Origin of the sequence: Pseudomonas sp. EL_65y_Pfl2_R96 (assembly GCF_963970905.1) — a bacterium.
Lineage (GTDB): Bacteria > Pseudomonadota > Gammaproteobacteria > Pseudomonadales > Pseudomonadaceae > Aquipseudomonas.
The window spans coordinates 32,343-58,687 of sequence record NZ_CAXAQH010000033.1; the positions used below are offsets into that span (position 1 = coordinate 32,343).

23 protein-coding genes and 3 tRNA genes are annotated in these 26,345 nt (G+C 58.2%); 23 read left to right on the forward strand and 3 right to left on the reverse strand.

Annotated elements, in window-relative coordinates; translation table 11 throughout:
• The first annotated feature begins 109 nt into the window (after positions 1-109).
• Genes carB through AACY49_RS25185 form a run of 3 tightly spaced genes read left to right on the forward strand, consistent with a single transcriptional unit; the run spans position 110 to position 4,243 of the window.
• Complete coding sequence (carB, locus tag AACY49_RS25175) at positions 110-3,331, forward strand: carbamoyl-phosphate synthase large subunit (RefSeq protein ID WP_258697614.1); 3,222 nt, start codon at positions 110-112, stop codon at positions 3,329-3,331.
• A 2-nt stretch (positions 3,332-3,333) separates the two neighbouring features.
• Positions 3,334-3,810, forward strand: coding sequence for a transcription elongation factor GreA (greA, locus tag AACY49_RS25180; protein ID WP_033058235.1), 477 nt, complete (start codon positions 3,334-3,336; stop codon positions 3,808-3,810).
• A gap of 28 nt (positions 3,811-3,838) precedes the next feature.
• Positions 3,839-4,243 (forward strand): MFS transporter, encoded by a 405-nt coding sequence (locus tag AACY49_RS25185; protein ID WP_339527087.1) that lies wholly within the window; start codon positions 3,839-3,841, stop codon positions 4,241-4,243.
• Positions 4,244-4,252: 9 nt separating this feature from the next.
• On the opposite strand, the gene AACY49_RS25190 is transcribed toward AACY49_RS25185, so the two are convergent.
• Complete coding sequence (locus tag AACY49_RS25190; protein WP_007900503.1) at positions 4,253-4,561, reverse strand: YhbY family RNA-binding protein; 309 nt, start codon at positions 4,559-4,561, stop codon at positions 4,253-4,255.
• Between the two features lie 101 nt (positions 4,562-4,662).
• On the opposite strand from AACY49_RS25190, the gene rlmE reads away from it, so the two are divergent.
• The 16 genes from rlmE to AACY49_RS25270 all read left to right on the forward strand — a co-directional run bounded on the left by rlmE (position 4,663) and on the right by AACY49_RS25270 (position 20,239).
• On the forward strand, positions 4,663-5,292 hold the full coding sequence (gene rlmE, locus AACY49_RS25195) for a 23S rRNA (uridine(2552)-2'-O)-methyltransferase RlmE (RefSeq protein WP_007900501.1): 630 nt from the start codon (positions 4,663-4,665) through the stop codon (positions 5,290-5,292).
• Positions 5,293-5,494: 202 nt separating this feature from the next.
• A complete protein-coding gene (ftsH, locus tag AACY49_RS25200; protein WP_258697612.1) occupies positions 5,495-7,405 on the forward strand; it encodes an ATP-dependent zinc metalloprotease FtsH in 1,911 nt (636 codons plus the stop codon).
• Between the two features lie 8 nt (positions 7,406-7,413).
• Entirely contained in the window at positions 7,414-8,265 is an 852-nt protein-coding gene (gene folP / locus AACY49_RS25205; RefSeq protein ID WP_258697611.1) for a dihydropteroate synthase, read from the forward strand.
• Between the two features lie 16 nt (positions 8,266-8,281).
• Entirely contained in the window at positions 8,282-9,619 is a 1,338-nt protein-coding gene (glmM, locus tag AACY49_RS25210) for a phosphoglucosamine mutase (protein WP_258697610.1), read from the forward strand.
• A 66-nt stretch (positions 9,620-9,685) separates the two neighbouring features.
• Positions 9,686-10,441 (forward strand): triose-phosphate isomerase, encoded by a 756-nt coding sequence (gene tpiA / locus AACY49_RS25215; RefSeq protein ID WP_339527090.1) that lies wholly within the window; start codon positions 9,686-9,688, stop codon positions 10,439-10,441.
• A gap of 4 nt (positions 10,442-10,445) precedes the next feature.
• A complete protein-coding gene (secG, locus tag AACY49_RS25220) occupies positions 10,446-10,829 on the forward strand; it encodes a preprotein translocase subunit SecG (protein WP_017336473.1) in 384 nt (127 codons plus the stop codon).
• Positions 10,830-10,851: 22 nt separating this feature from the next.
• Positions 10,852-10,937 (forward strand) — tRNA-Leu (locus tag AACY49_RS25225).
• A gap of 96 nt (positions 10,938-11,033) precedes the next feature.
• Positions 11,034-11,110 (forward strand) — tRNA-Met (locus AACY49_RS25230).
• A gap of 139 nt (positions 11,111-11,249) precedes the next feature.
• Complete coding sequence (rimP, locus tag AACY49_RS25235) at positions 11,250-11,708, forward strand: ribosome maturation factor RimP (protein ID WP_007993601.1); 459 nt, start codon at positions 11,250-11,252, stop codon at positions 11,706-11,708.
• A 47-nt stretch (positions 11,709-11,755) separates the two neighbouring features.
• Positions 11,756-13,237 (forward strand): transcription termination factor NusA, encoded by a 1,482-nt coding sequence (gene nusA / locus AACY49_RS25240; RefSeq protein WP_007900474.1) that lies wholly within the window; start codon positions 11,756-11,758, stop codon positions 13,235-13,237.
• Between the two features lie 27 nt (positions 13,238-13,264).
• Complete coding sequence (gene infB, locus AACY49_RS25245; RefSeq protein WP_339527092.1) at positions 13,265-15,784, forward strand: translation initiation factor IF-2; 2,520 nt, start codon at positions 13,265-13,267, stop codon at positions 15,782-15,784.
• Positions 15,785-15,943: 159 nt separating this feature from the next.
• The gene (gene rbfA, locus AACY49_RS25250) at positions 15,944-16,345 is read left to right on the forward strand and encodes a 30S ribosome-binding factor RbfA (RefSeq protein ID WP_054050033.1); all 402 of its coding nucleotides are present in this window, start codon (positions 15,944-15,946) and stop codon (positions 16,343-16,345) included.
• Between the two features lie 3 nt (positions 16,346-16,348).
• Positions 16,349-17,266 carry a tRNA pseudouridine(55) synthase TruB gene (truB, locus tag AACY49_RS25255; RefSeq protein ID WP_258697607.1) on the forward strand — a complete coding sequence of 306 codons (918 nt, stop codon included), beginning with the start codon at positions 16,349-16,351 and terminating at the stop codon, positions 17,264-17,266.
• Between the two features lie 115 nt (positions 17,267-17,381).
• Positions 17,382-17,651, forward strand: a complete 270-nt coding sequence (rpsO, locus tag AACY49_RS25260; RefSeq protein WP_011332409.1) for a 30S ribosomal protein S15 — start codon at positions 17,382-17,384, stop codon at positions 17,649-17,651.
• 195 nt (positions 17,652-17,846) lie between these two features.
• Entirely contained in the window at positions 17,847-19,952 is a 2,106-nt protein-coding gene (gene pnp, locus AACY49_RS25265) for a polyribonucleotide nucleotidyltransferase (RefSeq protein WP_258697606.1), read from the forward strand.
• A gap of 211 nt (positions 19,953-20,163) precedes the next feature.
• Positions 20,164-20,239: transfer RNA gene (locus AACY49_RS25270), tRNA-Thr, on the forward strand.
• A gap of 10 nt (positions 20,240-20,249) precedes the next feature.
• On the opposite strand, the gene AACY49_RS25275 is transcribed toward AACY49_RS25270, so the two are convergent.
• Positions 20,250-20,795: a hypothetical protein gene (locus tag AACY49_RS25275; protein WP_339527097.1), complete on the reverse strand. Its 546-nt coding sequence runs from the start codon at positions 20,793-20,795 to the stop codon at positions 20,250-20,252.
• Between the two features lie 302 nt (positions 20,796-21,097).
• On the opposite strand from AACY49_RS25275, the gene AACY49_RS25280 reads away from it, so the two are divergent.
• Positions 21,098-21,403 carry a DUF6388 family protein gene (locus AACY49_RS25280; protein WP_339527099.1) on the forward strand — a complete coding sequence of 102 codons (306 nt, stop codon included), beginning with the start codon at positions 21,098-21,100 and terminating at the stop codon, positions 21,401-21,403.
• Positions 21,404-21,452: 49 nt separating this feature from the next.
• On the opposite strand, the gene nadC is transcribed toward AACY49_RS25280, so the two are convergent.
• Positions 21,453-22,301: a carboxylating nicotinate-nucleotide diphosphorylase gene (gene nadC, locus AACY49_RS25285; RefSeq protein WP_339527101.1), complete on the reverse strand. Its 849-nt coding sequence runs from the start codon at positions 22,299-22,301 to the stop codon at positions 21,453-21,455.
• Between the two features lie 360 nt (positions 22,302-22,661).
• Here nadC and AACY49_RS25290 point away from each other — a divergent pair, with 360 nt between their 5' ends.
• The 3 genes from AACY49_RS25290 (at position 22,662) to ampE (ending at position 26,327) form a co-directional block, all read left to right on the forward strand.
• Complete coding sequence (locus tag AACY49_RS25290) at positions 22,662-24,869, forward strand: DUF1631 domain-containing protein (protein WP_339527103.1); 2,208 nt, start codon at positions 22,662-22,664, stop codon at positions 24,867-24,869.
• Positions 24,870-24,933: 64 nt separating this feature from the next.
• Entirely contained in the window at positions 24,934-25,494 is a 561-nt protein-coding gene (gene ampD / locus AACY49_RS25295) for a 1,6-anhydro-N-acetylmuramyl-L-alanine amidase AmpD (protein ID WP_258697602.1), read from the forward strand.
• Positions 25,491-26,327 (forward strand): regulatory signaling modulator protein AmpE, encoded by an 837-nt coding sequence (ampE, locus tag AACY49_RS25300; RefSeq protein ID WP_339527105.1) that lies wholly within the window; start codon positions 25,491-25,493, stop codon positions 26,325-26,327. Before ampD ends, ampE begins: the two co-directional genes overlap by 4 nt.
• The last annotated feature ends 18 nt before the right edge of the window (positions 26,328-26,345 follow it).

Consider the following 26,345-nt stretch of genomic DNA (forward strand, 5'->3'; position numbering starts at 1 on the left):
CCTGATGTAGCGAAGCCTGAGGGCGGTCCCGAAACCGGCGGCCCCCTCAAGGCTTCAGAGATTGAACAAGACGGCTTGCCGACTGACCTGCGGATTTGAGTGACAACCCATGCCAAAACGTACAGACATTAAAAGCATCCTGATTCTCGGCGCTGGCCCGATCGTGATCGGCCAGGCCTGCGAATTCGACTACTCCGGCGCCCAGGCCTGTAAAGCCCTGCGCGAGGAGGGTTACCGCGTCATCCTGGTGAACTCCAACCCGGCGACCATCATGACCGACCCGGCCATGGCCGACGCCACCTACATCGAGCCGATCAAGTGGCAGACCGTTGCCAAGATCATCGAGAAAGAGCGTCCGGACGCGCTGCTGCCGACCATGGGTGGCCAGACTGCTCTGAACTGCGCCCTGGACCTGGAGCGCGAAGGCGTTCTGGAGAAGTTCGGCGTAGAGATGATTGGCGCCAACGCTGACACCATCGACAAGGCCGAAGACCGTTCGCGCTTCGACAAGGCAATGAAATCCATCGGTCTGGACTGCCCGCGTTCGGGTATTGCCCACAGCATGGAAGAGGCCAACGCGGTTCTCGATCGTCTGGGTTTCCCGTGCATCATCCGTCCGTCCTTCACCATGGGCGGCACCGGTGGCGGTATCGCTTACAACCGTGAAGAGTTCGAAGAAATCTGCGCTCGCGGTCTGGACCTGTCGCCGACCAAAGAGTTGTTGATCGACGAATCGCTGATCGGCTGGAAAGAATATGAGATGGAGGTTGTCCGCGATAAGAAGGACAACTGCATCATCGTCTGCTCCATTGAAAACTTCGACCCGATGGGCGTGCACACCGGTGACTCGATCACTGTTGCCCCAGCACAGACCCTGACCGACAAGGAATACCAGATCCTGCGTAATGCCTCCCTGGCAGTGCTGCGTGAGATCGGCGTGGAAACCGGCGGCTCCAACGTCCAGTTCGGCATCTGCCCGAACACTGGTCGCATGGTGGTCATCGAGATGAACCCGCGGGTATCCCGTTCCTCGGCCCTGGCGTCGAAAGCCACCGGTTTTCCGATCGCCAAGGTCGCGGCAAAACTGGCCGTCGGTTACACCCTCGACGAGTTGTCGAACGACATCACCGGCGGCAAGACCCCGGCGTCCTTCGAACCGTCCATCGATTACGTCGTCACCAAGCTGCCACGCTTCGCCTTCGAGAAGTTCCCGAAAGCCGATGCACGCCTGACCACTCAAATGAAGTCGGTCGGTGAAGTCATGGCCATCGGCCGGACCTTCCAGGAATCCCTGCAGAAAGCCCTGCGCGGTCTGGAAGTAGGCGTTTGCGGCCTGGACGAGAAGCTCGACCTGAGCAACCCGGAAAGCATGAGTATCCTCAAGCGCGAACTGACCGTGCCGGGTGCCGAGCGTATCTGGTACGTGGCTGACGCCTTCCGCGCCGGCCTGTCGGTCGAAGACATCTTCGGCATGAACATGATCGACCCGTGGTTCCTGGTACAGATCGAAGATCTGATCAAGGACGAAGAGAAGGTCAAGACCCTGGGTCTGGCCAGCATCGACCGCGACACGATGTTCCGTCTCAAGCGCAAGGGCTTCTCCGACATGCGTCTGGCCAAGTTGCTGGGCGTGACCGAGAAGAGCCTGCGTCGTCATCGTCACAAGCTCGAAGTGTTCCCGGTCTACAAGCGCGTTGATACCTGCGCGGCCGAGTTCGCCACCGACACCGCCTACCTCTACTCGACATACGAGGAAGAGTGCGAAGCCGCGCCGTCGGGCCGCGACAAGATCATGATCCTCGGCGGCGGTCCTAACCGTATCGGCCAGGGTATCGAGTTCGACTACTGCTGCGTACACGCGGCACTGGCCCTGCGCGATGACGGTTACGAGACCATCATGGTCAACTGCAACCCGGAAACCGTTTCCACCGACTACGACACTTCCGACCGCCTGTACTTCGAGCCAGTGACCCTGGAAGACGTACTGGAAATCGTCCGTGTCGAGAAGCCTAAAGGCGTGATCGTCCAGTACGGCGGCCAGACTCCGCTGAAACTGGCGCGTGCCCTGGAAGAGGCCGGCGTGCCGATCATCGGCACCAGTCCTGATGCCATCGACCGTGCCGAAGACCGTGAGCGCTTCCAGCAGATGGTTGAGCGTCTGAACCTGCGTCAGCCGCCAAACGCCACCGTGCGCAGCGAAGACGAAGCGATTCGTGCCGCGGCCAAGATCGGTTACCCGCTGGTGGTTCGTCCGTCCTACGTACTGGGCGGCCGTGCGATGGAAATCGTTTACGAAGAAGAAGAACTCAAGCGCTACCTGCGTGAAGCGGTTCAAGTATCCAATGACAGCCCGGTGCTGCTGGACCACTTCCTCAACTGCGCCATCGAAATGGACGTGGATGCGGTCTGCGACGGCACTGACGTGGTGATCGGCGCGATCATGCAGCACATCGAGCAGGCCGGCGTTCACTCCGGTGACTCCGCATGCTCCCTGCCGCCGTACTCACTGCCTGCACATATCCAGGACGAGATGCGCGAACAGGTCAAGAAAATGGCCCTGGAACTGGGTGTGGTCGGCCTGATGAACGTTCAGTTGGCGCTGCAAGGCGAAGACATCTACGTCATCGAAGTCAACCCGCGCGCTTCCCGTACTGTGCCGTTCGTCTCCAAGTGCATCGGTGTTTCCCTGGCGATGATCGCGGCACGCGTCATGGCCGGTAAAACCCTGAAGGAAATCGGCTTCACCAAGGAAATCATTCCGAACTTCTACAGCGTGAAAGAGGCGGTGTTCCCGTTCGCCAAATTCCCTGGTGTGGACCCGATCCTGGGCCCGGAAATGAAGTCCACCGGTGAAGTGATGGGTGTGGGCGATACCTTCGGCGAAGCCTTTGCCAAAGCCCAGATGGGCGCCAGTGAAGTGCTGCCGACCGGCGGCACCGCGTTCATCAGCGTGCGTGACGATGACAAGCCACTGGTTGCAGGCGTGGCCCGTGATCTGATCAACTTGGGCTTCGAAGTGGTCGCCACTGCCGGTACTGCCAAGCTGATCGAAGCCGCAGGCCTGAAAGTGCGTCGTGTGAACAAGGTGACCGAGGGTCGTCCGCACGTGGTCGACATGATCAAGAATGACGAAGTCACCCTGATCATCAACACCACCGAAGGTCGCCAGTCGATCGCCGATTCCTACTCCATTCGTCGTAATGCCTTGCAGCACAAGATCTACTGCACCACTACCATTGCTGCTGGCGAAGCTATCTGTGAAGCGCTGAAGTTCGGTCCTGAGAAGACCGTGCGCCGCTTGCAGGATCTACACGCAGGATTGAAGGCATGAGCATAACCAAGTACCCAATGACCGTTCAGGGCGCGAAAGCCCTGGAAGAAGAGCACGCTCACCTGACCAAAGTCGTCCGTCCGAAGCTCAGCCAGGACATCGGTACGGCCCGCGAGTTGGGTGACTTGAAAGAAAACGCCGAATACCACGCTGCTCGCGAGCAGCAGGGTATGGTCGAGGCGCGGATCCGCGACATCGAAGGCCGCATGCAGAACGCGGTGATCATCGATGTCACGACTATTCCTCATACCGGCAAAGTGATTTTCGGCACCACCGTTGAAATCGCCAACGTCGAGACTGATGAAAGCGTCACTTACCACATCGTGGGTGAGGATGAGGCTGACTTCAAACTCGGCAAGATTTCGGTGGGTTCGCCACTGGCCCGCGCCTTGATTGCCAAGGAAGAGGGTGACGTGGTCGCCGTGAAAACGCCGGGTGGCGTTATCGAGTATGAGATTGTCGAAGTTCGCCACATCTGAAAGAAGGCGCCCGCTACGTGCGGGCGCCATGCTTTGGCAGCTAGCCCAAATGTTGTGGGTTGGCGGCGTGTGGTTGTTGCACATCGGTCTGCTGCCGGTGCTGGGGCAAATCGGCCTGGCGCCGCTGCTGATCGACGAAATTGCAGGCGCGCTGAATACGCTGATGGTGGGATTCGCCACGGCGAGTGTGATTTTTCAGGCTTTGGTGCTGGTACAGGCCGAGGGCCTTGCCAGTCTATGGCGGGATATTCGCGGGCAACTGCTGCTGATGGCGCTGTATGGGTGCGCGATGTATTTCGCAGTGCGCTTCGGTTGGCCTCAGGCGCTGCATTGGCAGTTGTTCAGCTATCTTGTCCTGGGCTTTTCCGGGCTGGTGCTGGTGATGCAGCCGGTGCCTGGGTGGAGTGTCAGGGTGCGCGAAGCACACCCTTGACCCTTGCCATCACTTGAAGCGATGGACGTTCGACAGCTGCTTGTTGACGCTGAAGTTCTTGCGGTAAATCAGTGCCATCTTGCCGATGACCTGAACCAGATCCGCTTTGCCGGCCTTGCAGAGTTCTGCAATGGCCGCCAGGCGCGATTCGCGATCGAGGATGTTGAGCTTGATTTTGATCAGCTCGTGATCCGCCAGAGCGCGTTCAAGTTCGGCTAACACACCTTCAGTCAAGCCGTTGTCAGCCACAATCAAAACTGGTTTCAGATGGTGGCCAATGGATTTGTACTGTTTCTTCTGCTCTTGAGTGAGCGGCATAATCTGACCCTTTAGTCTGGATTCTGTAAAATGGCGGCCATTTTACCCGAGGGTTCGTGGATCCGCCCAATTAATCACGACCCTTATCATCGAGGTGCCCAATGGCGCGTTCCAAGACAAGCCTTGGTTGGCTGAAAAGACATGTCAATGATCCATATGTGAAGCAGGCGCAGAAGGATGGTTACCGCTCGCGTGCGAGTTACAAGCTTCTGGAGGTCCAGGAGAAATACAAGCTGATCCGTCCGGGCATGAGCGTTGTCGACCTGGGTGCAGCGCCCGGCGGCTGGTCGCAGGTCACTAGTCGGCTGATCGGTGGTCAGGGGCGTCTGATCGCCTCGGACATCCTGGAAATGGACAGCATTCCGGACGTGACTTTCATCCAGGGTGACTTCACCCAGGACGAAGTGCTCGCTCAGATCCTTGAAGCCGTGGGTAATTCGCAGGTGGACCTTGTGATTTCCGATATGGCCCCCAATATGAGTGGTACGCCTGAGGTGGACATGCCAAAAGCCATGTTTCTATGTGAGCTGGCTCTTGATCTGGCGGCTCGGATACTCAAGCCGGGTGGTAATTTCGTGATCAAGGTGTTTCAGGGCGAAGGGTTTGATGCTTACGTGAAGGACGCTCGTCAGAAATTCGACAAGGTCCAGATGATCAAGCCGGACTCTTCCCGTGGCAGTTCCCGCGAGCAATACATGCTGGCTTGGGGCTACCGCGGCCGTAGTGAGTAAATCGAGGTTTTTTTGCGGGTCGATAGGATTTTCGTATTTCGCCCCGTGAGCATTAGCGAATATTGTGTAGAAAGTGTTTCACAAAGGGTTACAGACGGCGCCTGCCAGAGCCGTAGGTAATGTAGTAAGTTAGGCCGGTGAATATCATGCGAAGCGCGCGCCATTAGCGGAGCTTGCTTCAGAGGGTAGTTAATTGAACGATATGGCAAAGAATCTGATCCTGTGGTTGATCATCGCGGCTGTCCTGGTGACGGTGATGAACAACTTCTCCAGCCCTAACGAGCCGCAGACCCTCAACTATTCCGACTTCATCCAGCAGGTCAAGGATGGCAAGGTCGAGCGCGTAGCGGTTGATGGCTACGTGATTACCGGCAAGCGCAACGATGGCGACAGCTTCAAGACCATTCGTCCTGCGATCCAGGATAACGGTCTGATCGGCGACCTCGTGGATAACCACGTTGTGGTCGAAGGCAAACAGCCTGAGCAGCAAAGCATCTGGACTCAACTCCTGGTCGCAAGCTTCCCGATCCTGGTGATCATCGCCGTCTTCATGTTCTTCATGCGGCAGATGCAGGGCGGTGCCGGTGGCAAGGGTGGGCCGATGAGCTTCGGCAAGAGCAAGGCGCGCCTGCTCTCCGAAGATCAGGTGAAAACCACCCTGGCTGACGTTGCAGGTTGTGACGAAGCCAAGGAAGAAGTCGGCGAACTGGTCGAATTCCTGCGTGATCCAGGCAAGTTCCAGCGCTTGGGCGGTCGCATTCCTCGCGGTGTGCTGATGGTGGGGCCTCCGGGTACCGGTAAAACCTTGCTGGCCAAGGCGATTGCCGGCGAAGCCAAAGTACCGTTCTTTACTATTTCCGGTTCCGACTTCGTCGAAATGTTCGTCGGTGTCGGTGCCAGCCGTGTTCGTGACATGTTCGAGCAGGCGAAGAAGCACGCGCCATGCATCATCTTCATCGATGAAATCGACGCCGTTGGTCGCCACCGTGGCGCCGGCATGGGCGGCGGTCACGATGAGCGCGAGCAGACTCTCAACCAGTTGCTGGTAGAGATGGACGGCTTCGAAATGAATGACGGCATCATCGTCATCGCCGCGACCAACCGTCCGGACGTACTGGACCCTGCTTTGCTGCGTCCGGGCCGCTTCGACCGTCAGGTCGTGGTTGGTCTGCCGGACATCCGTGGTCGCGAGCAGATTCTCAAAGTCCACATGCGCAAAGTGCCGATGGGTGACGACGTCGCTCCGGCTGTAATCGCTCGTGGTACTCCTGGTTTCTCCGGTGCTGACTTGGCTAACCTGGTAAACGAAGCTTCGTTGTTCGCTGCCCGTGCCGGCAAGCGCATCGTCGAGATGAAAGAGTTCGAACTGGCCAAAGACAAGATCATGATGGGCGCCGAGCGCAAATCCATGGTCATGTCCGAGAAAGAGAAGCAGAACACTGCTTATCACGAAGCAGGCCACGCTATCGTCGGCCGCGTCGTGCCTGAGCATGACCCGGTCTACAAGGTGTCGATCATCCCGCGCGGTCGCGCGCTCGGCGTGACCATGTTCCTGCCGGAAGAAGATCGCTACAGCCTGTCCAAGCGTGCGCTGATCAGCCAGATCTGCTCGCTGTACGGCGGTCGTATCGCTGAAGAGATGACCTTGGGCTTCGATGGCGTCACCACCGGCGCGTCCAACGACATCATGCGTGCCAGCCAGATTGCACGGAACATGGTGACCAAGTGGGGCTTGTCGGAAAAACTCGGTCCGTTGATGTATGCCGAAGAAGAGGGCGAAGTGTTCCTCGGTCGCGGCGGCGGTGGTCAGCATGCCAGTTTCTCCGGCGAGACGGCCAAGCTGATCGACTCCGAAGTGCGCAGCATCATTGATCAGTGCTATGGCACGGCAAAGCAGATCCTTACGGATAACCGTGACAAGCTTGACGCCATGGCGGATGCCTTGATGAAGTACGAGACGATCGATGCCGATCAGATCGATGACATCATGGCAGGTCGTACACCGCGCGAACCTCGCGACTGGTCTGGCGGTAACGATGCTTCCGGCACGCCTCCGGCGGTGCAGGATGGGCGTCCGGAAACACCAATCGGTGGCCCGGCTGCTGACGTATAAGGTTTGAAATGACTTCTGTTCAGTCCTCGACCCGGTTGCCTTGCGGCAGCCGGGTTCTTGATTTAGCCCAGACGCATGTCATGGGTATTCTCAATGTCACCCCCGATTCCTTTTCCGATGGCGGCCGATACAGTCAGCTGGATGCGGCCTTGCGCCACGCCGAAGCGATGGTTGTGGCTGGCGCGACGCTGATCGACGTCGGTGGCGAATCGACCAGGCCCGGTGCCAGGACGGTTTCACCACTTGAAGAGCTGGAGCGCGTAGCGCCCATCGTCGAGCGTATTCATCGTGAACTCGATGTGATTATTTCGGTCGATACCTCCACGCCGGCGGTCATGCGTGAAACCGCAAGGCTGGGGGCGGGATTGATCAATGACGTGCGCTCGTTGCGTCGAGACGGTGCCCTGGATGCAGCAGCAGCAACCGGCTTACCGGTGTGCCTGATGCATATGCTCGGCGAGCCGGGCGACATGCAGGACAATCCGCAGTACCGGGATGTTACGAAAGAGGTCGGTGAGTTTCTCGCTGAACGCATGGTCCAGTGTGCATCGGTGGGTATTCCCCCTGAGCGGATCATCCTCGATCCGGGCTTCGGCTTTGCGAAAACTTTGCAGCACAACCTGAGCTTGTTTAAGCATATGGAGGCCCTGCATGCCTTGGGGCGGCCCCTGTTGGTCGGGGTTTCACGAAAGAGCATGATCGGGCAGGCCTTGAATCGGCCGGTGGGAGAGCGCCTGCATGGCGGCCTGGCGCTCGCGGCGCTAGCTTTGGTCAAGGGCGCGCGTATATTGCGCGTCCATGATGTGGCCGAAACAGTCGATGTGGTGCGGATGATCGCTGCCGTAGAATCAGCCGAATAAGAATGATGGAGTACTTATGAGTAAGAAATATTTTGGCACCGACGGCATTCGTGGTCGGGTCGGTGAATACCCGATTACTCCTGATTTCATGCTCAAGCTTGGCTGGGCTGCAGGCATGGCATTTCGCAGCATGGGTGCCTGCAAGGTGCTCGTGGGCAAGGACACCCGGATATCCGGTTACATGTTCGAGTCGGCACTTGAGGCCGGGCTGACCTCGGCAGGTGCTGATGTAATGCTGTTGGGGCCGATGCCGACGCCAGCTATCGCCTATCTGACGCGAACCTTTCATGCCGAAGCTGGCATCGTGATCAGCGCTTCGCACAACCCTCATGACGACAACGGCATCAAGTTTTTCTCTGGAAAGGGTACCAAGCTCCCGGATGAAGTCGAACTGATGATCGAAGAGCTGCTCGACACCCCGATGACTGTGGTTGAGTCGAGCAAGATCGGCAAGGTGTCGCGAATCAACGATGCTTCGGGCCGTTATATCGAATTCTGCAAGAGCAGCGTCCCGACCGGCACCAGTTTTGCCGGCCTGAAGATCGTGCTCGATTGTGCTCACGGCGCGACCTATAAGGTGGCGCCTAGTGTGTTCCGTGAGCTGGGGGCCGACGTTGTTGTGCTTTCTGCTAATCCTAATGGCCTGAACATCAATGAAAATTGCGGTTCAACCCATATGGAGCCGTTGCAAGCTGCCGTATTGGCCGAGCACGCCGATTTGGGTATCGCCTTTGACGGTGACGGTGACCGGGTCCAGATGGTTGATCACACTGGTGCTGTCGTCGACGGCGACGAGTTGCTGTTCATCATTGCTCGCGATCTGCATGAGCGCGGCAAGTTGCAAGGCGGTGTGGTCGGTACGCTGATGAGTAATCTGGGGTTGGAGTTGGCCCTGGCGGATCTGGCGATTCCTTTTGTGCGCGCCAACGTTGGCGACCGTTACGTCATTTCCGAGTTGCTGGAGCGCGATTGGCAGGTGGGTGGGGAAAACTCGGGGCATATTGTCTGCTTCAGTCATACCACCACCGGTGATGCGATCATTGCCGCGTTGCAGGTGCTGATGGCGTTGAAGAGGCGCGTAGAAGGCCTGGCTCAGTCCCGCCAGGCGCTGCGCAAGTGCCCTCAGGTGCTGATCAATGTGCGGTTTGGCGGCGGTGCGAGCCCGCTCGAACATCCGACAGTCAAGGAGGCCAGTGATCGTGTCACTCAAGCGATGGCGGGTCGTGGGCGCGTGCTGTTGCGCAAGTCCGGGACAGAGCCGCTGGTGCGCGTGATGGTCGAAGGTGAGGACGAAATTCAGGTTCGCGGTTACGCCGAAGAGCTGGCAAAACTGGTAACTGAAGTTTCTGCCTGATTTCGGCTTGCCAGCCATGATTGTGTTGGGTAACATCTGCGCCCACTTTGACCGACGAGGTACAGCATGCGTCGCCCTATGGTAGCTGGTAACTGGAAGATGCACGGTACCCGCGCCAGCGTCGCTGAGCTGATCAACGGCCTTCGTCATCTGGCCTTGCCGAGCGGTGTTGATGTCGCGGTGTTCCCGCCTAGCTTGTATGTCAGTCAAGTGATTGATGGCTTGCAAGGTAAGTCGATCTCGGTCGGCGCGCAGAACTCAGCGATTGAATCCGGGCAGGGTGCGTTGACGGGTGAGATTTCGCCGAGTCAGTTAGTGGATGCAGGTTGTTCCCTGGTGCTTGTCGGGCACTCCGAGCGCCGCCAGATAATGGGCGAGCTTGACGGAACGCTGAATCGCAAGTTCGCGGCAGCGCAGGCATGTGGCTTGATTCCGGTGTTGTGTGTAGGGGAAACCCTCGAGCAGCGCGAAGCCGGGAAAACTCTTGAGGTTGTCGGGCGTCAGCTGGGTAGCATCATCGAGGAGCTGGGTGTCGGTGCTTTTGCAAAGGCAGTAATCGCTTACGAGCCGGTCTGGGCTATTGGTACCGGGCTGACTGCTTCGCCGCAACAAGCGCAGGATGTGCACGCAGCCATTCGCGCGCAGTTGGCGGCAGAGAATTCTGAAGTCGCACAAGGTGTGCGGCTTCTATACGGCGGCAGCGTGAAGGCGGCCAATGCGGTCGAACTGTTCGGCATGCCGGATATCGATGGGGGGCTCATTGGTGGAGCTTCCCTGAATGCAGATGAGTTCGGTGCGATTTGTCGCGCCGCGGGAAACTGAAAAAATGCTGGAAACAGTCGTAGTCGTTTTTCATCTGCTGGGTGCATTGGGCGTAGTTGCTCTGGTATTGCTGCAGCAGGGTAAGGGTGCGGACGCTGGCGCATCTTTCGGAGCAGGTGCTTCAAATACTGTGTTCGGAAGCCAAGGTTCCTCTACCTTTCTTAGTAAGTTTACTGCTATACTTGCCGCCGGTTTCTTCATAACCAGCTTGGGGTTAGGTTACTTTGCTAAAGAGAAGGCTCATCAGCTGACTCAAGTAGGTTTGCCAAATCCAGCAGTGTTGGAAGTTCCTAAGCAACAACCGGCTTCTGATGATGTCCCGGTGCTTCAAGAGCAAAAGTCGGCTACTCCAGCGACTGACGTGCCTCCAGCTCAAGAGCAGAAGTAAGAAGAGTTTCAAACGTAGTATTGCCGAGGTGGTGGAATTGGTAGACACGCAACCTTGAGGTGGTTGTGCCCATAGGGTGTAGGGGTTCGAGTCCCCTTCTCGGTACCAATTATCAAGAGAGCCCGCTGTTGCGGGCTTTCTTGTAGGTGGAAGGTTACATTGACCCTGTCAGGGATCGGTCGTATACTTCCGCCCCAGCTTTGTCGCGGGGTGGAGCAGTCTGGTAGCTCGTCGGGCTCATAACCCGAAGGTCGTCGGTTCAAATCCGGCCCCCGCAACCAGTTTAAGGAGCCCCTTTTCAGGGGCTTTTTGTTAGCTGGACACTTTCAACGCCGCTGTTCGACGGCGTTTTCAAGGATGGGCGTTTCGCCCATTTTTTTATTTTGCACAGCATGCACATACATGCACGAGGGGGTTCAGGTGTCGAGCAAGCTAGAAGAGTTGCAGGCCTTGCTGGCCCCGGTGGTCGTGGCCCTAGGCTATGAATGCTGGGGTATTGAGTTTTCGGCTCAAGGTCGCCACTCAATGTTGCGCGTTTATATCGATAAAGAAGGCGGCGTACTGGTGGACGATTGTGCCATCGTCAGTCGCCAGATCAGCGGTGTGCTGGATGTTGAAGATCCTATCGCCGTTGAATACACCCTTGAAGTTTCCTCGCCTGGCATGGAACGCCCACTGTTCACTCTTGAGCAGTTTGCAAAATTTGCCGGTGAACAAGTGAAGATCAAGCTGCGCTCGCCTTTTGAAGGCCGGCGCAACTTTCAGGGCCTTCTGCGCGGTGTAGAAGAGCAGGACGTCGTGGTGCAGGTTGAAGACCATGAGTTCCTGTTGCCGATCGATATGATCGACAAGGCCAACATTATTCCCAGTTTTGACTGAGACGCGGATCCCGCGGATCCAATGGCTTGCGAAAGGCGAGGCGTACGATGAGCAAAGAAGTACTGCTGGTTGTTGAGTCGGTATCCAATGAAAAGGGCGTACCGGCAAACGTAATTTTTGAAGCGCTGGAGCTGGCTCTGGCCACTGCTACCAAAAAGCGTTTCGAGGACGAAGTCGATCTGCGTGTGGAAATCAATCGCCACACCGGTGCTTATGAGACATTCCGTCGCTGGACGGTCGTCGAAGAAGCCGATCTGGACGATCCGGCTATTGAAACCTGGCCGAGCAAGGTTGCAGAAACGCATCCCGGCGCCAAGGTCGGTGACGTTGTCGAAGAAAAGATCGAGTCCATCGAGTTCGGCCGCATTGCTGCACAGACTGCCAAGCAAGTCATTGTGCAGAAAGTTCGCGAAGCCGAGCGTGCTCAAGTTGTTGACGCCTATCGCGAGCGCTTGGGGGAAATCATCTCCGGCACCGTGAAGAAAGTTACCCGCGACAACGTGATCGTCGACCTGGGCAACAACGCTGAAGCGTTGCTGGCCCGTGAAGACATCATCTCCCGTGAAACCTTCCGGGTTGGCGTGCGTCTGCGTGCGCTGCTCAAGGAAATCCGCACCGAGAACCGCGGCCCGCAGCTGATCCTGTCGCGTACCGCGCCGGAAATGCTGATCGAGTTGTTCCGAATCGAAGTGCCGGAAATCGCTGAAGGCCTGATCGAAGTAATGGCTGCATCCCGTGACCCGGGTTCGCGCGCCAAGATTGCGGTCCGCTCCAAGGACAAACGCATCGACCCGCAAGGCGCTTGCATCGGTATGCGCGGTTCGCGCGTCCAGGCAGTGTCCGGCGAGTTGGGTGGTGAGCGTGTGGACATCGTCCTGTGGGACGATAACCCGGCTCAGTTCGTGATCAATGCAATGTCGCCGGCTGAAGTGGCGGCAATTATCGTTGACGAAGATGCCCATGCAATGGACATCGCCGTTGGCGCAGACAATCTGGCTCAGGCCATCGGTCGCGGTGGTCAGAACGTGCGTCTGGCCAGCCAGTTGACTGGCTGGACCCTGAACGTGATGACCGAATCGGACATCCAGGCTAAGCAGCAAGCAGAAACCGGCGACATCCTGCGCAACTTCATCGACGAGCTGGAAGTCGACGAAGACCTGGCGCAGGTGCTGGTAGATGAAGGCTTCACCAGCCTGGAAGAGATTGCCTACGTACCGTTGGAAGAAATGCTCAACATCGACGGCTTTGACGAAGAAACCGTCAACGAGCTTCGCGCTCGCGCCAAGGATCGTTTGTTGACCAAAGCCATCGCTACTGAGGAAAAGCTGGCAGACGCCCATCCGGCCGAAGACCTGCTCTCGCTTGAGGGCATGGACAAGGATTTGGCGATGGAACTGGCGGTGCGCGGCGTAATTACCCGCGAAGACCTGGCCGAGCAGTCTATTGACGACCTGCTCGACATCGACGGCATTGACGATGATCGTGCCGGCAAGTTGATCATGGCCGCCCGAGCCCACTGGTTCGAGTAATTAGGCGCGGCCTGAGGAGAGAAGTGCATGACGCAAGTCACGGTGAAACAACTGGCCGATGAGGTCAAAACACCGGTAGAGCGCCTGTTGCAGCAGATGCGTGAGGCAGGTCTGCCGCACACCGCCGCCGAAGAACATGTGACTGACAGTGAGAAGCAATCTTTGCTGACTCACTTGAAAAGCAGCCACAAGGCGAAAGTGGAAGAACCACGCAAGATCACGCTGCAGCGTAAAACCACTAGCACCCTGCGTGTTGCTGGCAGCAAAAGCATCAGCGTTGAAGTCCGTAAAAAGAAAGTTTTCGTACAGCGCAGCCCGGAAGAAATCGAAGCCGAGCGCAAACGCGAACTGGAAGAACGTCGCGCAGTAGAAAATGCTGCACGTCAGAAGGCTGAAGAAGAAGCCAAGCGTCGCGCCGAAGAAGAAGCGCGTCGCCAGCCTGCTGCTGCGCAAACCGCGACTACCGAAGCTGTCGCAGCGCCTGTTGCGGTTGCCGACCCCGTGCGTGAAAGCGCGCCGGTCGTGGCCGCTGCACCTGCAGCCGACACTCGCAAACGCGACGAACAGCGTCGTCCGGACAAACCACGTGCCGACGATAACAATCGTCGTGGCAGTGGCGATGGCGAGCGCAAAAACGCTCCTCATCGTGCTTCGGTCAAGGAAAAAGCGCCTGCTCCACGTGTTGCGCCACGTACTACCGACGAAGAAAGCGATGGCTTCCGTCGTGGTGGTCGCGGCAAGGCCAAGCTGAAGAAACGCAACGCCCACGGTTTCCAGAGCCCAACCGGCCCTGTTGTGCGCGAAGTGAAGATCGGCGAGACCATCACTGTTGGCGATCTCGCCCAGCAGATGTCGGTCAAGGCTGCTGAAATCATCAAGTTCATGTTCAAACTGGGTACCCCAGCGACCATCAACCAGGTACTGGATCAGGAAACTGCTCAACTGGTTGCCGAAGAGCTGGGCCACAAAGTGACCCTGGTCAGCGACACCGCCCTGGAAGATTCCCTGGCCGAGTCCCTGAAATTTGAAGGTGAAGCGTTCTCCCGTGCACCGGTTGTGACCGTAATGGGCCACGTTGACCACGGTAAGACCTCGCTGCTCGACTACATCCGTCGTGCCAAGGTAGCGGCTGGCGAAGCCGGCGGTATCACCCAGCACATCGGTGCGTACCACGTTGAAACCGAACGCGGCATGGTCACCTTCCTCGACACCCCTGGTCACGCCGCGTTTACCGCCATGCGTGCCCGTGGTGCCAAGGCGACCGACATCGTGATCCTGGTGGTTGCAGCGGACGACGGCGTCATGCCGCAGACCGTTGAAGCCGTTCAGCACGCCAAGGCTGCCGGTGTTCCGCTGGTTGTTGCAGTGAACAAAATCGACAAGCCGGGCGCCGATCTCGATCGCATCCGTAGCGAATTGTCGGTTCACGGCGTGACCTCGGAAGAGTGGGGCGGCGACACCCCGTTCGTATCGGTTTCGGCGAAAGTCGGTACTGGTGTGGACGAGTTGCTCGAAGCTGTTCTGCTGCAAGCTGAAGTTCTCGAACTGAAAGCGACCCCTTCGGCTCCTGGCCGTGGCGTTGTGGTTGAATCCCGTCTCGACAAAGGTCGTGGTCCGGTTGCAACCGTTCTGGTTCAGGACGGTACTCTGCGCCAAGGCGACATGGTGCTGGTCGGTTCGAACTATGGCCGCGTTCGCGCCATGCTCGACGAGAACGGCAAGCCAATCAAGGAAGCCGGTCCTTCCATCCCTGTCGAGATCCTCGGCCTGGACGGTACCCCGGACGCTGGCGACGAGATGAGCGTGGTTGCCGACGAGAAGAAAGCCCGTGAAGTGGCTCTGTTCCGTCAAGGCAAGTTCCGCGAAGTCAAACTGGCCCGTGCTCACGCTGGCAAGCTTGAAAACATCTTCGAGAACATGGGTCAGGAAGAGAAGAAGACGCTCAACATCGTCCTCAAATCCGACGTCCGTGGTTCGCTGGAAGCGTTGAACGGTGCCTTGAACGGCCTGGGTAACGACGAAGTGCAAGTGCGTGTGGTCGGTGGCGGTGTTGGTGGTATCACCGAGTCCGACGCCAACCTGGCACTGGCCTCCAATGCTGTACTGTTTGGCTTCAACGTGCGTGCCGATGCCGGCGCTCGCAAGATCGTCGAGCAGGAAGGTCTGGATATGCGTTACTACAACGTGATCTACGACATCATCGAAGACGTCAAGAAAGCCCTCACCGGTATGCTGGGCAGCGATGTTCGCGAGAACATCCTGGGTACCGCTGAAGTGCGTGACGTGTTCCGTTCGCCGAAGTTTGGCGCGATCGCCGGTTGCATGGTTATCGAAGGTGTTGTTCACCGTAACCGTCCAATCCGTGTACTGCGTGAAGACATCGTTATCTTCGAAGGCGAGCTGGAATCCCTGCGCCGCTTCAAGGATGACGCTTCCGAAGTACGTGCCGGCATGGAATGCGGTATCGGCGTGAAGAGCTACAACGACGTTAAGGTCGGTGACAAGATCGAAGTCTTCGAGAAGGTTCAGGTTGCTCGCAGCCTCTAACTCGCGCACTTCAAGAGCCGTGATGGCCAGCCGCATGCAACTGCGCGGCGCATCAGTCGGACTCTAAACGCAACGCCCGGTCTGGCTTCTGTCAGGCCGGGCGTTTGCCGCTTTCAGACCACACGGGTTTCACCGTGGGGCAGTAACAGGTAACAAGACATGGCAAAAGAATATAGCCGTACCCAACGTATCGGCGATCAGATGCAGCGTGAGCTGGCACAGCTGATCCGTCGTGAAGTCAAAGACCCGCGCGTCGGTCTGGTCACCATTACCGCTGTTGAAGTCAGCCGTGACGTCGGTCACGCCAAGATTTTCATCACTGTGATGGGGCAGGACAACGCTGAAGACATCGCGCAAAGCATTAAAGTGCTCAACTCCGCCGCTGGTTTCCTGCGCATGCAGTTGGCCCGCGAAATGAAGTTGCGCAGCGTTCCACAGTTGCACTTCCACTACGACGAAAGCGTCGTGCGTGGCGCGCACCTGTCGGCCCTGATCGAACGCGCGGTGGCTGAAGACAATCAGCACCCGGTAACGGCTGAACCCGAAGACGCCAAGGAGTAATCGGTGGCTCAGGTCAAACGTATCCGTCGTAACGTCAGCGGCATCATCCTGCTCGACAAGCCGCTGGGGTTCACCTCCAACGCGGCGTTGCAGAAGGTCCGCTGGTTGCTCAATGCCGAGAAGGCCGGGCACACCGGCAGTCTCGATCCGCTGGCCACCGGCGTGCTGCCGTTGTGCTTCGGCGAGGCCACCAAGTTCTCGCAATACCTGCTCGATTCCGACAAGGGTTATGAAACCCTGGCGCAACTGGGCAAGACCACCACCACGGCGGATGCCGAAGGTGAAGTTTTGCTGGAGCGCCCGGTGACCGTTGGTCGCGCCGACATGGAAGCTGTGCTGCCGAAATTTCGTGGGCAAATCAGTCAGATACCGCCGATGTACTCGGCGCTCAAGCGCGACGGTCAGCCGCTGTACAAGCTGGCTCGTGCAGGTGAGGTAGTGGAGCGCGAACCGCGTTCTGTTACTATTGCGCGCTTGGAATTACTGGCCTTTGAGGGTGATACTGCGCGGCTTGCGGTAGATTGCAGCAAAGGCACCTATATCCGCACCCTGGTGGAGGATATCGGTGAGCAACTCGGTTGTGGTGCTTACGTGGCTGAATTGCGACGTACCCAGGCCGGGCCTTTCACGCTTGCACAGACCGTCACTCTGGAAGAGCTGGAAGCGGTACATGCCGAAGGCGGTAACGAAGCGGTCGACCGTTTCCTGATGCCATCGGACAGCGGCCTGCTGGATTGGCCGCTGTTGCAGTTCTCGGAACACAGCGCGTTCTACTGGCTCAACGGCCAACCGGTACGCGCCCCGGATGCACCGAAGTTCGGCATGGTACGGGTACAGGATCACAATGGTCGCTTCATCGGTATCGGTGAAGTGAGCGAAGACGGGCGCATCGCGCCGCGTCGACTGATTCGGTCAGAATGACCGGACGAGGGTGGCTGTTAACAGGCACGGTCACTACTCATTTTTAGATACAGGGATTTGTCCCTGGCCTGTTGAAACCGTCCCTTGGATGGTTTCCTGATAAAAGGATTGCCTCATGGCTCTCGACGTTCAAGAAAAAGCTCAAATCGTAGCTGACTACCAGCAAGCTGTTGGTGACACTGGTTCGCCAGAAGTGCAAGTTGCACTGCTGACCGCCAACATCAACAAACTGCAAGGTCACTTCAAGGCCAACGGTAAAGATCACCACTCCCGTCGTGGTCTGATCCGCATGGTAAACCAGCGTCGTAAGCTGCTGGACTACCTGAAAGGCAAGGACGTGAGCCGTTACAGCGCTCTGATCGCTCGCCTGGGTCTGCGTCGCTAATAAGCGATTGCGCTAGAGGTTGGTTGTCTGTCGTGCGTCAGCGGGTTTCCGCTGGCGCATGACAGGCTCCCAGCCTCAAGTTTTATCTGGATACCTGCTTTACCTGGACAATGAAAGTCGGGCCGATTCCCGGCATTGCCCAAGAATTTCGCAAGAAGACAAGTTCCCCAAGAGCCACAAAGAAGGTAGGACACCGTGAACCCGGTAATCAAAAAATTCCAGTTCGGTCAGTCGACCGTTACCCTCGAGACTGGCCGTATCGCCCGTCAAGCCTCCGGCGCAGTATTGGTCACCGTTGACGACGACGTCAGCGTATTGGTGACCGTCGTCGGTGCCAAGCAAGCCGATCCAGGCAAGGGCTTCTTCCCTCTGTCCGTTCACTACCAGGAAAAGACTTACGCTGCCGGTAAGATCCCTGGCGGTTTCTTCAAGCGCGAAGGCCGTCCTTCCGAGAAAGAAACCCTGACTTCCCGACTGATCGACCGTCCGATCCGTCCGCTGTTCCCAGAAGGTTTCATGAACGAAGTGCAGGTTGTCTGCACCGTCGTTTCCACCAGCAAGAAGACCGATCCGGACATCGCTGCGATGATCGGTACTTCGGCTGCCCTGGCCATCTCCGGCATTCCTTTCGATGGCCCGATCGGCGCTGCCCGCGTTGCGTTCCACGAAAGCACCGGCTACCTGCTGAACCCGACTTACGAACAACTGAAAGCATCGAGCCTGGACATGGTCGTTGCCGGTACTTCGGAAGCGGTATTGATGGTTGAATCGGAAGCTAAAGAGCTGACCGAAGACCAGATGCTGGGCGCGGTACTGTTTGCTCACGACGAGTTCCAGGTGGTGATCAACGCCGTTAAAGAACTGGCCGCCGAAGCTGCCAAGCCAACCTGGACCTGGGCTCCTCAGGCTGAAGCTACCGAACTGCTGGGCGCTATCCGCGCCGAGTTCGGCGAGGCGATCTCCCAGGCTTACACCATCACCGTCAAGGCCGACCGTTACGCACGTCTGGGCGAGCTGAAAGACCAGGTGGTTGCCAAGCTGTCCGGTGAAGAAGGTCAGCCTTCTTCCAGCGAAGTCAAAGCGGCGTTCGGTGAAATCGAATACCGCACCGTTCGCGAAAACATCGTTAACGGCAAGCCACGTATCGACGGTCGCGACACCCGCACCGTACGTCCACTGAACATCGAAGTCGGTGTTCTGCCGAAGACCCACGGTTCGGCGCTGTTCACCCGTGGCGAAACCCAGGCTCTGGTCGTCGCGACGCTGGGCACCGCCCGTGACGCACAACTGCTGGACACCCTGGAAGGCGAGAAAAAAGACCCGTTCATGCTGCACTACAACTTCCCTCCGTTCTCGGTGGGCGAGTGTGGTCGCATGGGTGGCGCTGGTCGTCGTGAAATCGGTCACGGCCGTCTGGCCCGTCGTTCGGTTCAGGCCATGCTGCCTGCTGCCGACGTGTTCCCGTACACCATCCGTGTAGTGTCGGAAATCACCGAGTCCAACGGTTCGAGCTCCATGGCTTCGGTCTGCGGCGCTTCGCTGGCTCTGATGGACGCCGGTGTGCCGATGAAGGCACCGGTTGCCGGTATCGCCATGGGTCTGGTTAAAGAAGGCGAGAAATTCGCTGTTCTGACCGACATCCTGGGCGACGAAGACCACCTCGGCGACATGGACTTCAAAGTAGCCGGTACCGCCAAAGGTGTTACCGCGCTGCAGATGGACATCAAGATCAAGGGCATCACCGAAGAAATCATGGAAATCGCTCTGGGCCAAGCCCTGGAAGCGCGCCTGAACATCCTCGGTCAGATGAACCAGATCATTGGCCAGTCGCGTACCGAGCTGTCGGAAAACGCTCCGACCATGATCGCGATGAAAATCGACACCGACAAAATCCGTGATGTCATCGGTAAAGGCGGCGCGACCATTCGTGCGATCTGTGAAGAGACCAAGGCTTCGATCGACATCGAAGACGACGGCTCGATCAAGATCTTCGGCGAAACCAAGGAAGCGGCTGAAGCGGCACGTCAGCGCGTTCTGGGCATCACCGCTGAAGCTGAAATCGGCAAGATCTATGTCGGTAAGGTTGAGCGCATCGTCGACTTCGGCGCATTCGTCAACATCCTGCCGGGCAAGGACGGTCTGGTTCACATCTCCATGCTGAGCGATGCTCGCGTAGAGAAAGTGACCGACATTCTGAAAGAAGGCCAGGAAGTGGAAGTTCTGGTACTGGACGTGGACAACCGCGGCCGTATCAAGCTGTCCATCAAAGACGTAGCAGCAGCCAAGGCTTCGGGCGTTTAATCATCCCCTTAGCCTGACCGCTTCAACGTTATAAAAATGCCCCGCCGTGAAAACGGCGGGGCATTTTTTTATGTGCAGGAAGATCAAAAGATCGCAGCCTTCGGCAGCTCCTACACAAGCCCAATGTAGGAGCTGCCGAAGGCTGCGATCTTTAGATTTTGCGGTGCGCCAAGTTGCCGGCCCCCGAAGCCAGTGCTAGGTTTAGCCCACAGCCCGTGTAGCTCAGCCGGTAGAGCAGCGCACTCGTAACGCGAAGGTCGCAGGTTCGATTCCTGTCTCGGGCACCACTTTCCTCGCTTATTTCACCTTTCTGCTCAGATCCTCGACGGTGCGCTTGAGCTGATCCATCGCGCGATCCTGATCGCTGATCTCCCGCTTGAGGCTGGAAATTTCGCTGTTGTTCGAGCTTGAGCTGGAACCGCTGTTGCGCTTTAGCTCTTCCACTTGCTTGCTGAGGCTATTCAGGTTGCGTTCCTGTTCATTGACCGTGCGCTTGAGATCGTCAATCTCCTTGCTGCTGGAGTTGGAGCTGGAACCGCTGTTGCGTTTGAGTTCTTCGATCTGACGGGCCTGCTCGCTGATGGTGCGCTTCTGGCTTTCCAGTTCGCTGGCATTGGCCTTCACGGTTTTTTGCAGGTTTTCCAGATCATCGATACTGACGCTGGTTCTGACGAGTGTGTCCTTGCCGAATGAATTGTGGAGGGCGGAGATTTTGTCGGAGTACAGCGAAGGGTCAGAGGTGACTTCGACAGCCGCTTGAGCGGCGCTGGCCAATGTCAGGCTGCCGAGCAGCAGGGTAGCGGTGGCAAGCCGGGTAGACGAAAGCTTCGAAAAACTGCGCATCACTGGGGTCCTTGTGAAGTGCCGGCATGGCACATCGCTATGACTTGGGATTTGGATTTATGTTCCCGAGGTCTTCAGATCCTCTTGCACGCAGCTTTTTGTGGGATAGATGTAAAGACCCGTGTAAATCATCGGCAAAACGTCCTATATTCGTTGCCTGCATGAGCATCGCCCAGCAGTTTTCAGATGATCCCGAATGGTTCTGAAGGCCAGACAAACCGGGCTTCAAACGGTTTCTTTGCGTCAGAGAGATCCTTGATGATCCAGATCCATCTTCCATTCCCCAGATCAGCGAGAACGCCATGACCGTTAAAGAATTGACCCAAGAAGCCAGACACGAAGAAGCCCTCAAGAAGTACGCGCTGGACGCGCATGAATTGATGGAAGAGATCAAGGACTTGCCCGCCGACGATCAGAAAGACCAGATCCAGTGGGCATTCGAGGATGAGGCGGAAGCTCAGGGCTTGCAGCCGTGGGAGCTGACGCTCAAATACACCACAACCCCCGAAGAGTTCGAGGCCGCGCGCCTGGCGCTGCACAAGGAGGCGGCCGAGGTGTTGGGCGTCGAGTGGGAAGAGTACTGCGAGATGAATAATCTGGTGGTCTAAAAAAATGCCAGCCTTCATCAGGCTGGCATTTTTTATATCAAAGGCGTGATCAGAGACTCAGTCGCATCGACAGGTCTACAGCCTTCACATCCTTGGTCATCGCACCAATCGAAATATAATCCACCCCGGTTTCGGCGATTGGCAGCAGCGTGCTTTCATTGATGCCTCCGCTGGCCTCCAGTTTTGCCTTGCCGGCGTTCAGGCGCACGGCTTCGCGCATGTCGTCCAGGCTCAGTTCATCGAGCATGATGATGTCGGCACCCGCCGCCAGTGCTTCCTTCAGTTCCGCCAGGTTCTCCACTTCGATCTCCACCGGTTTGCCCGGGGCGATCTTGTGCGCGGCAGCGATAGCCTCAGGGATGCCACCGCAGGCGGCGATATGGTTTTCCTTGATCAGGAAGGCGTCATACAGGCCGATGCGGTGGTTATGGCAACCGCCGCACGTCACGGCGTATTTCTGGGCCAGACGCAGCCCCGGCAGGGTTTTGCGGGTATCGAGCAGCTTCACTTGGGTTTGGGCGACGAAATCCGCCAGGTACTGCGCGCGAGTGGCCACGCCCGAGAGCAGTTGCAGGAAGTTCAGCGCGCTGCGCTCGCCCGTGAGCAGCGAGCGCGCCGGGCCTTCGAGGTGGAACAACACCTGATTGGGCTTTACCCGTTCGCCATCGCTCACCTGCCAGTGCACGGCGACCCGCGGATCCAGCTGCCGAAACACGGCATCGACCCACGCGGTGCCGCTGATGACGGCGGCGTCGCGGGTGATGATGGTGGCTTTGGCCAGGCGTTCGGCCGGGATCAGTTGCGCGGTGATGTCGCCGCTGCCGATGTCCTCGAGCAACGCACGGCGCACGTTGGCTTCGATTTCGGCGGTCAAATCGGCGAGACGTAGATTCGGCATAACGGGCTCCACAAACAAAGTGGCCCGATTATAGGGCCATGGCGCAAGGCAACCCAAGGCATCAGCGGCCATCCCGTCGTTCGTAAACCTGTATTTGGTCGATTCGCGCGAGCAATCCTGAGCAAGGGTCTTTCATAAGTGTCTATTTTTTTGGGGGCGCAGAGTCTGCTGGCACAAGGAAGGTCTTTTGTCGATAATCCGCCTTTCGTTTGACGTCATAGCTTTGACGTGGCTTTGGGTTCCCGATTATTGAATGGTAGCGGGTGAGTGTTGTTCCACGCTGAGCGCCGGCTGTGTGGTCTGTGAACTCGATCTTTCTTACCGAACCGAACCGAAGAATCACCGTTTCAGGAGGCTTGGATGCACAACGACGGGAATGTAGTGCCTTTGCACAAGGCGACTACCGACCAGGCGACTCACTCGCCGCTCGCCCGCCTGCCCGTGATTCTGCTTCAGGTGCGCGACAAGGCAGCCCAACAGCTCAAGCGGGGCTTGCAGGAGCTGTTCGATAACGCCGACGACACCCTGTTCGAAATGGCCGATCGCGCCCAAAACGACGTCGAGCAAAACATCTTCTTCGAAGCCATGCGCGATTTGCGCCTCAAACGCAAAAGCATCGAACGCGGTTTTCTCGAGCAATTTTTCGAGGCTTTCGTCAGCCTCACGCAGCACGACATCGCTCAGGCTGCCTTGCCTCAGGCCTTGGCTTTCGATACCTCGGTGCCGCTATCCCGTGACGACATGGAGCGTAATGTGGCGGTGGAGGTCATGGTCGGCAAAGTGCTGAACCGCGACGGTTTCGCCCTCGACCAACTCACGGCCCGTCTCAGCACGCTGCTGGGCAAGACGCTGGTCGAACAGCACAACCCCTTGGGGCCGACGCTGCTCTGTGAGTATTTCTTGCAGGCCGGGCGCAATCTGGGGATGGAGATCAAGGTCAAGCTGATCATTCTCAAGCTGTTCGAGCGCTATGTGCTCAGCAATGCCGATCAGCTCTACGCCGAAGCCAATCAACTGCTGATCGCCACCGGCGTGCTGCCGGACCTCAAGCCCGCCCCGGCGCGGCGTGCCACCGATCGGGCGGCGGCCAGTGTTCACGCCGACCCCGCTGAGGCTGGGGGGCGCTCCGGTAATCCTCAGGTTGACGATGGGGTGCAGGAAGTCTTCGCCGCCCTGCAGGAGTTGCTGTTCCATGTGCGCGGCAGCGTTGCGCCGACCCTGGAAGTCAGTGCCCAGACCCAGCCCATTTCCACCCGCGATCTGTTGCGCCTGCTCTCGCACTTGCAGCAGTACGTGCCGGCGCTGGCGGCTCAGGACGACTTCGATCTGCGTAACCAGCTCGAACTACTGCTGACCCGCGTCAGCGTCAAAAGCGGCAAGTCGCGCGTGGTGGGGGTGGCCGACGAAGACGTGATCAACCTGATCGCCATGCTCTTCGAATGCATCCTCGATGACCGCAACCTGCCGGACTCCCTCAAGGCGCTGATCGGCCGTTTGCAGATCCCGATGCTGAAAGTCGCGGTGCTCGACAAGAGTTTTTTCAGCCGCAGCAGCCATCCCGCCCGGCGCTTACTCAACGAAATCGCCGCTGCGGCCATGGGCTGGGGCGAGTGCGATGACTATGAGCGCGACAGCCTGTATCTGCGCATCGAGCAAGTGGTGCAGCGTTTGCTGAACGACTTTGTCGATGACCCGGCGATCTTTTCCGAATTGCTGGCGGATTTTCTCGCCTTCACCAGTGACGAGCGCCGTCGCAGCGAATTACTGGAGCAGCGCACCCGCGATGCCGAAGAAGGCCGCGCCAGGACCGAACTGGCGCGTCAGCGCGTCGAGCAGGCACTGAACCAGGCGTTGCTGGGCAAGGTGCTCCCGCACAGCGTGGTGGCGTTTGTCCAGGAGGCCTGGAGCAAAGTGCTGTTGCTGACCTGCCTCAAGCACTCTGATCAGTCCACCGAATGGCATGCCGATGTGCAGGCCATGGCGCAATTGATCTGGAGCGTGCAACGCCATGACGAACCCGATGCGAGCCTGCGCCTGTTGGCACTGGTGCCGGGGTTGCTCAAGTCGTTGCGCGATGGCTTGAACAGCTCGGCATTCGACCCGTTCGCCACCGGTGAGTTTTTCAGCGAGCTGGAAGTTTTGCACCTTCAGTTGTTCGAACGCCCGGGCCAGAAAAGCACGGCTGTTGACGCACCGATGATGGTCGAAGTGCAGCAGGAAATCGTGCTTCGCACCGCTGACGAAGGCCCGGTCGAAACGGCATCGATGCGTTTGCCGGAGGACGATGTTGCTCTGCTTCAGGTCGATCAGCTGCACCTGGGCTGCTGGGTCGAGTTTCAGGAAGACGAGGAAAACACCCTGCGCTGCAAGCTGGCGGCGATCATTGAAGCCACCGACAAATACATCTTCGTCAACCGTACCGGGATGAAAGTGCTGGAGCACAGCCGTACCGGTCTGGCCCTGGAGTTCCGGCGTGGCGCGGTGCGAACGCTGGACGACACCTTGCTGTTCGATCGGGCGCTGGAGTCGGTGCTGGGCAACCTGCGGCGTCTCAATCGCGGCAAGTGATCGCGCGCCGAGGGTCTATCGCGGCATACTGGGCGCCAACACAGTCGTCGTTGAAGGAACCTGTATGCAGTTGGACCCCGCGAGCGGTTGGTGTCAGGGTGTGCGCATATGCCCCTCGCCCAACTTCAATGCGCGCCCCGAGGGCGAAATTTCCCTGTTGGTGATCCACAACATCAGTCTGCCGCCAGCGCAGTTTCTGACCGGCAAGGTGCAGGAATTTTTCCAGAATCGTCTGGATGTCACGGAACATCCCTACTTTGCGGGGATCGCTGACCTGCGGGTGTCTGCGCACTTTCTGATTGAGCGTGACGGTGCTGTCACTCAGTTTGTCTCTTGTCTTGAGCGCGCCTGGCACGCTGGCGTCTCGTGTTTTGAAGGACGGGACACCTGTAACGATTTTTCCGTGGGCGTCGAGCTTGAAGGCACGGATGATCTACCGTTCACCGATGCGCAATATCAGGCGTTGACGACCCTGACCCGACAGCTGCAAGGCGCCTTCACGGGCATCACCGCGCAACGCATCTGCGGGCATAGCGACATTGCACCCGGGCGCAAGACAGACCCGGGACCGGCGTTCGACTGGGCACGCTATCGCGCGGCTCTGGCAAAAGAGGGATCACAATGAGTTTTCTGGTGCTGCTTCTGGCGGTGTGGATCGAGAAGTTCTCGGCCCTGCGCCATCGGGTTCAACGTGATGGCGGTTGGGTTCGCGAGCTGAACAAGCTTGAAGCCAGCCCACGCATGAGCAACCGTCCGTGGCTGATACTGGCGGTGCTGGTGTTGTTGCCGGTGGCGCTGCTGGGGTTGCTGTTGGTGGTGCTGGAGCCGGTGGCCTACGGTTTGCTGGCGTTGCCGGTGCATCTGCTGGTGGTGATTTACAGCCTGGGCCGTGGTGATCTGCTGGCCGGGCTTGGGCCGTTTCGCGATGCCTGGCGCCGGGAAGACCTGCAGGCCGCCGCCCATGTCGCCAAACGTGACCTGGATATCAGCGCTGACAACGGCGAGCAGCTGCTGGAACGGGTGCAAGGGTATCTGCTGTGGGAGGCCTATCAGAGCTTTTTCGCGGTGATCTTCTGGTACTTCCTGCTGGGCCCGGTTGCGGCCCTGAGCTATCGACTGCTGGCGCTAGCCGAAGAGCATGGTCAGAACCCGGCCGTGGTCGAGCGTGCCGCGCAGCTGCGTCATGCGTTCGATTGGGTGCCGGTGCGACTGCTGGCGGCGAGTTTTGCGCTGGTTGGCAACTTTGTCGCGGTCAGCCGGGTGATGCTGCATGAACTGCTGAACTGGAACATCAGCGCCGCCCAACTGATCGAGAAGGTCGGGTTGGTGGCCGGTGAAATTCCGGCGCCGGTGGTCGGCCCGGACGGCATCAACAGCCTGGACCGGATCTGGGAACTGCTGCTGCGCGCGGCGGTGCTTTGGTATGCCGGGTTTGCGTTGTGGACGGTGTTGTCGTAATCCACAACACCTGTGGTG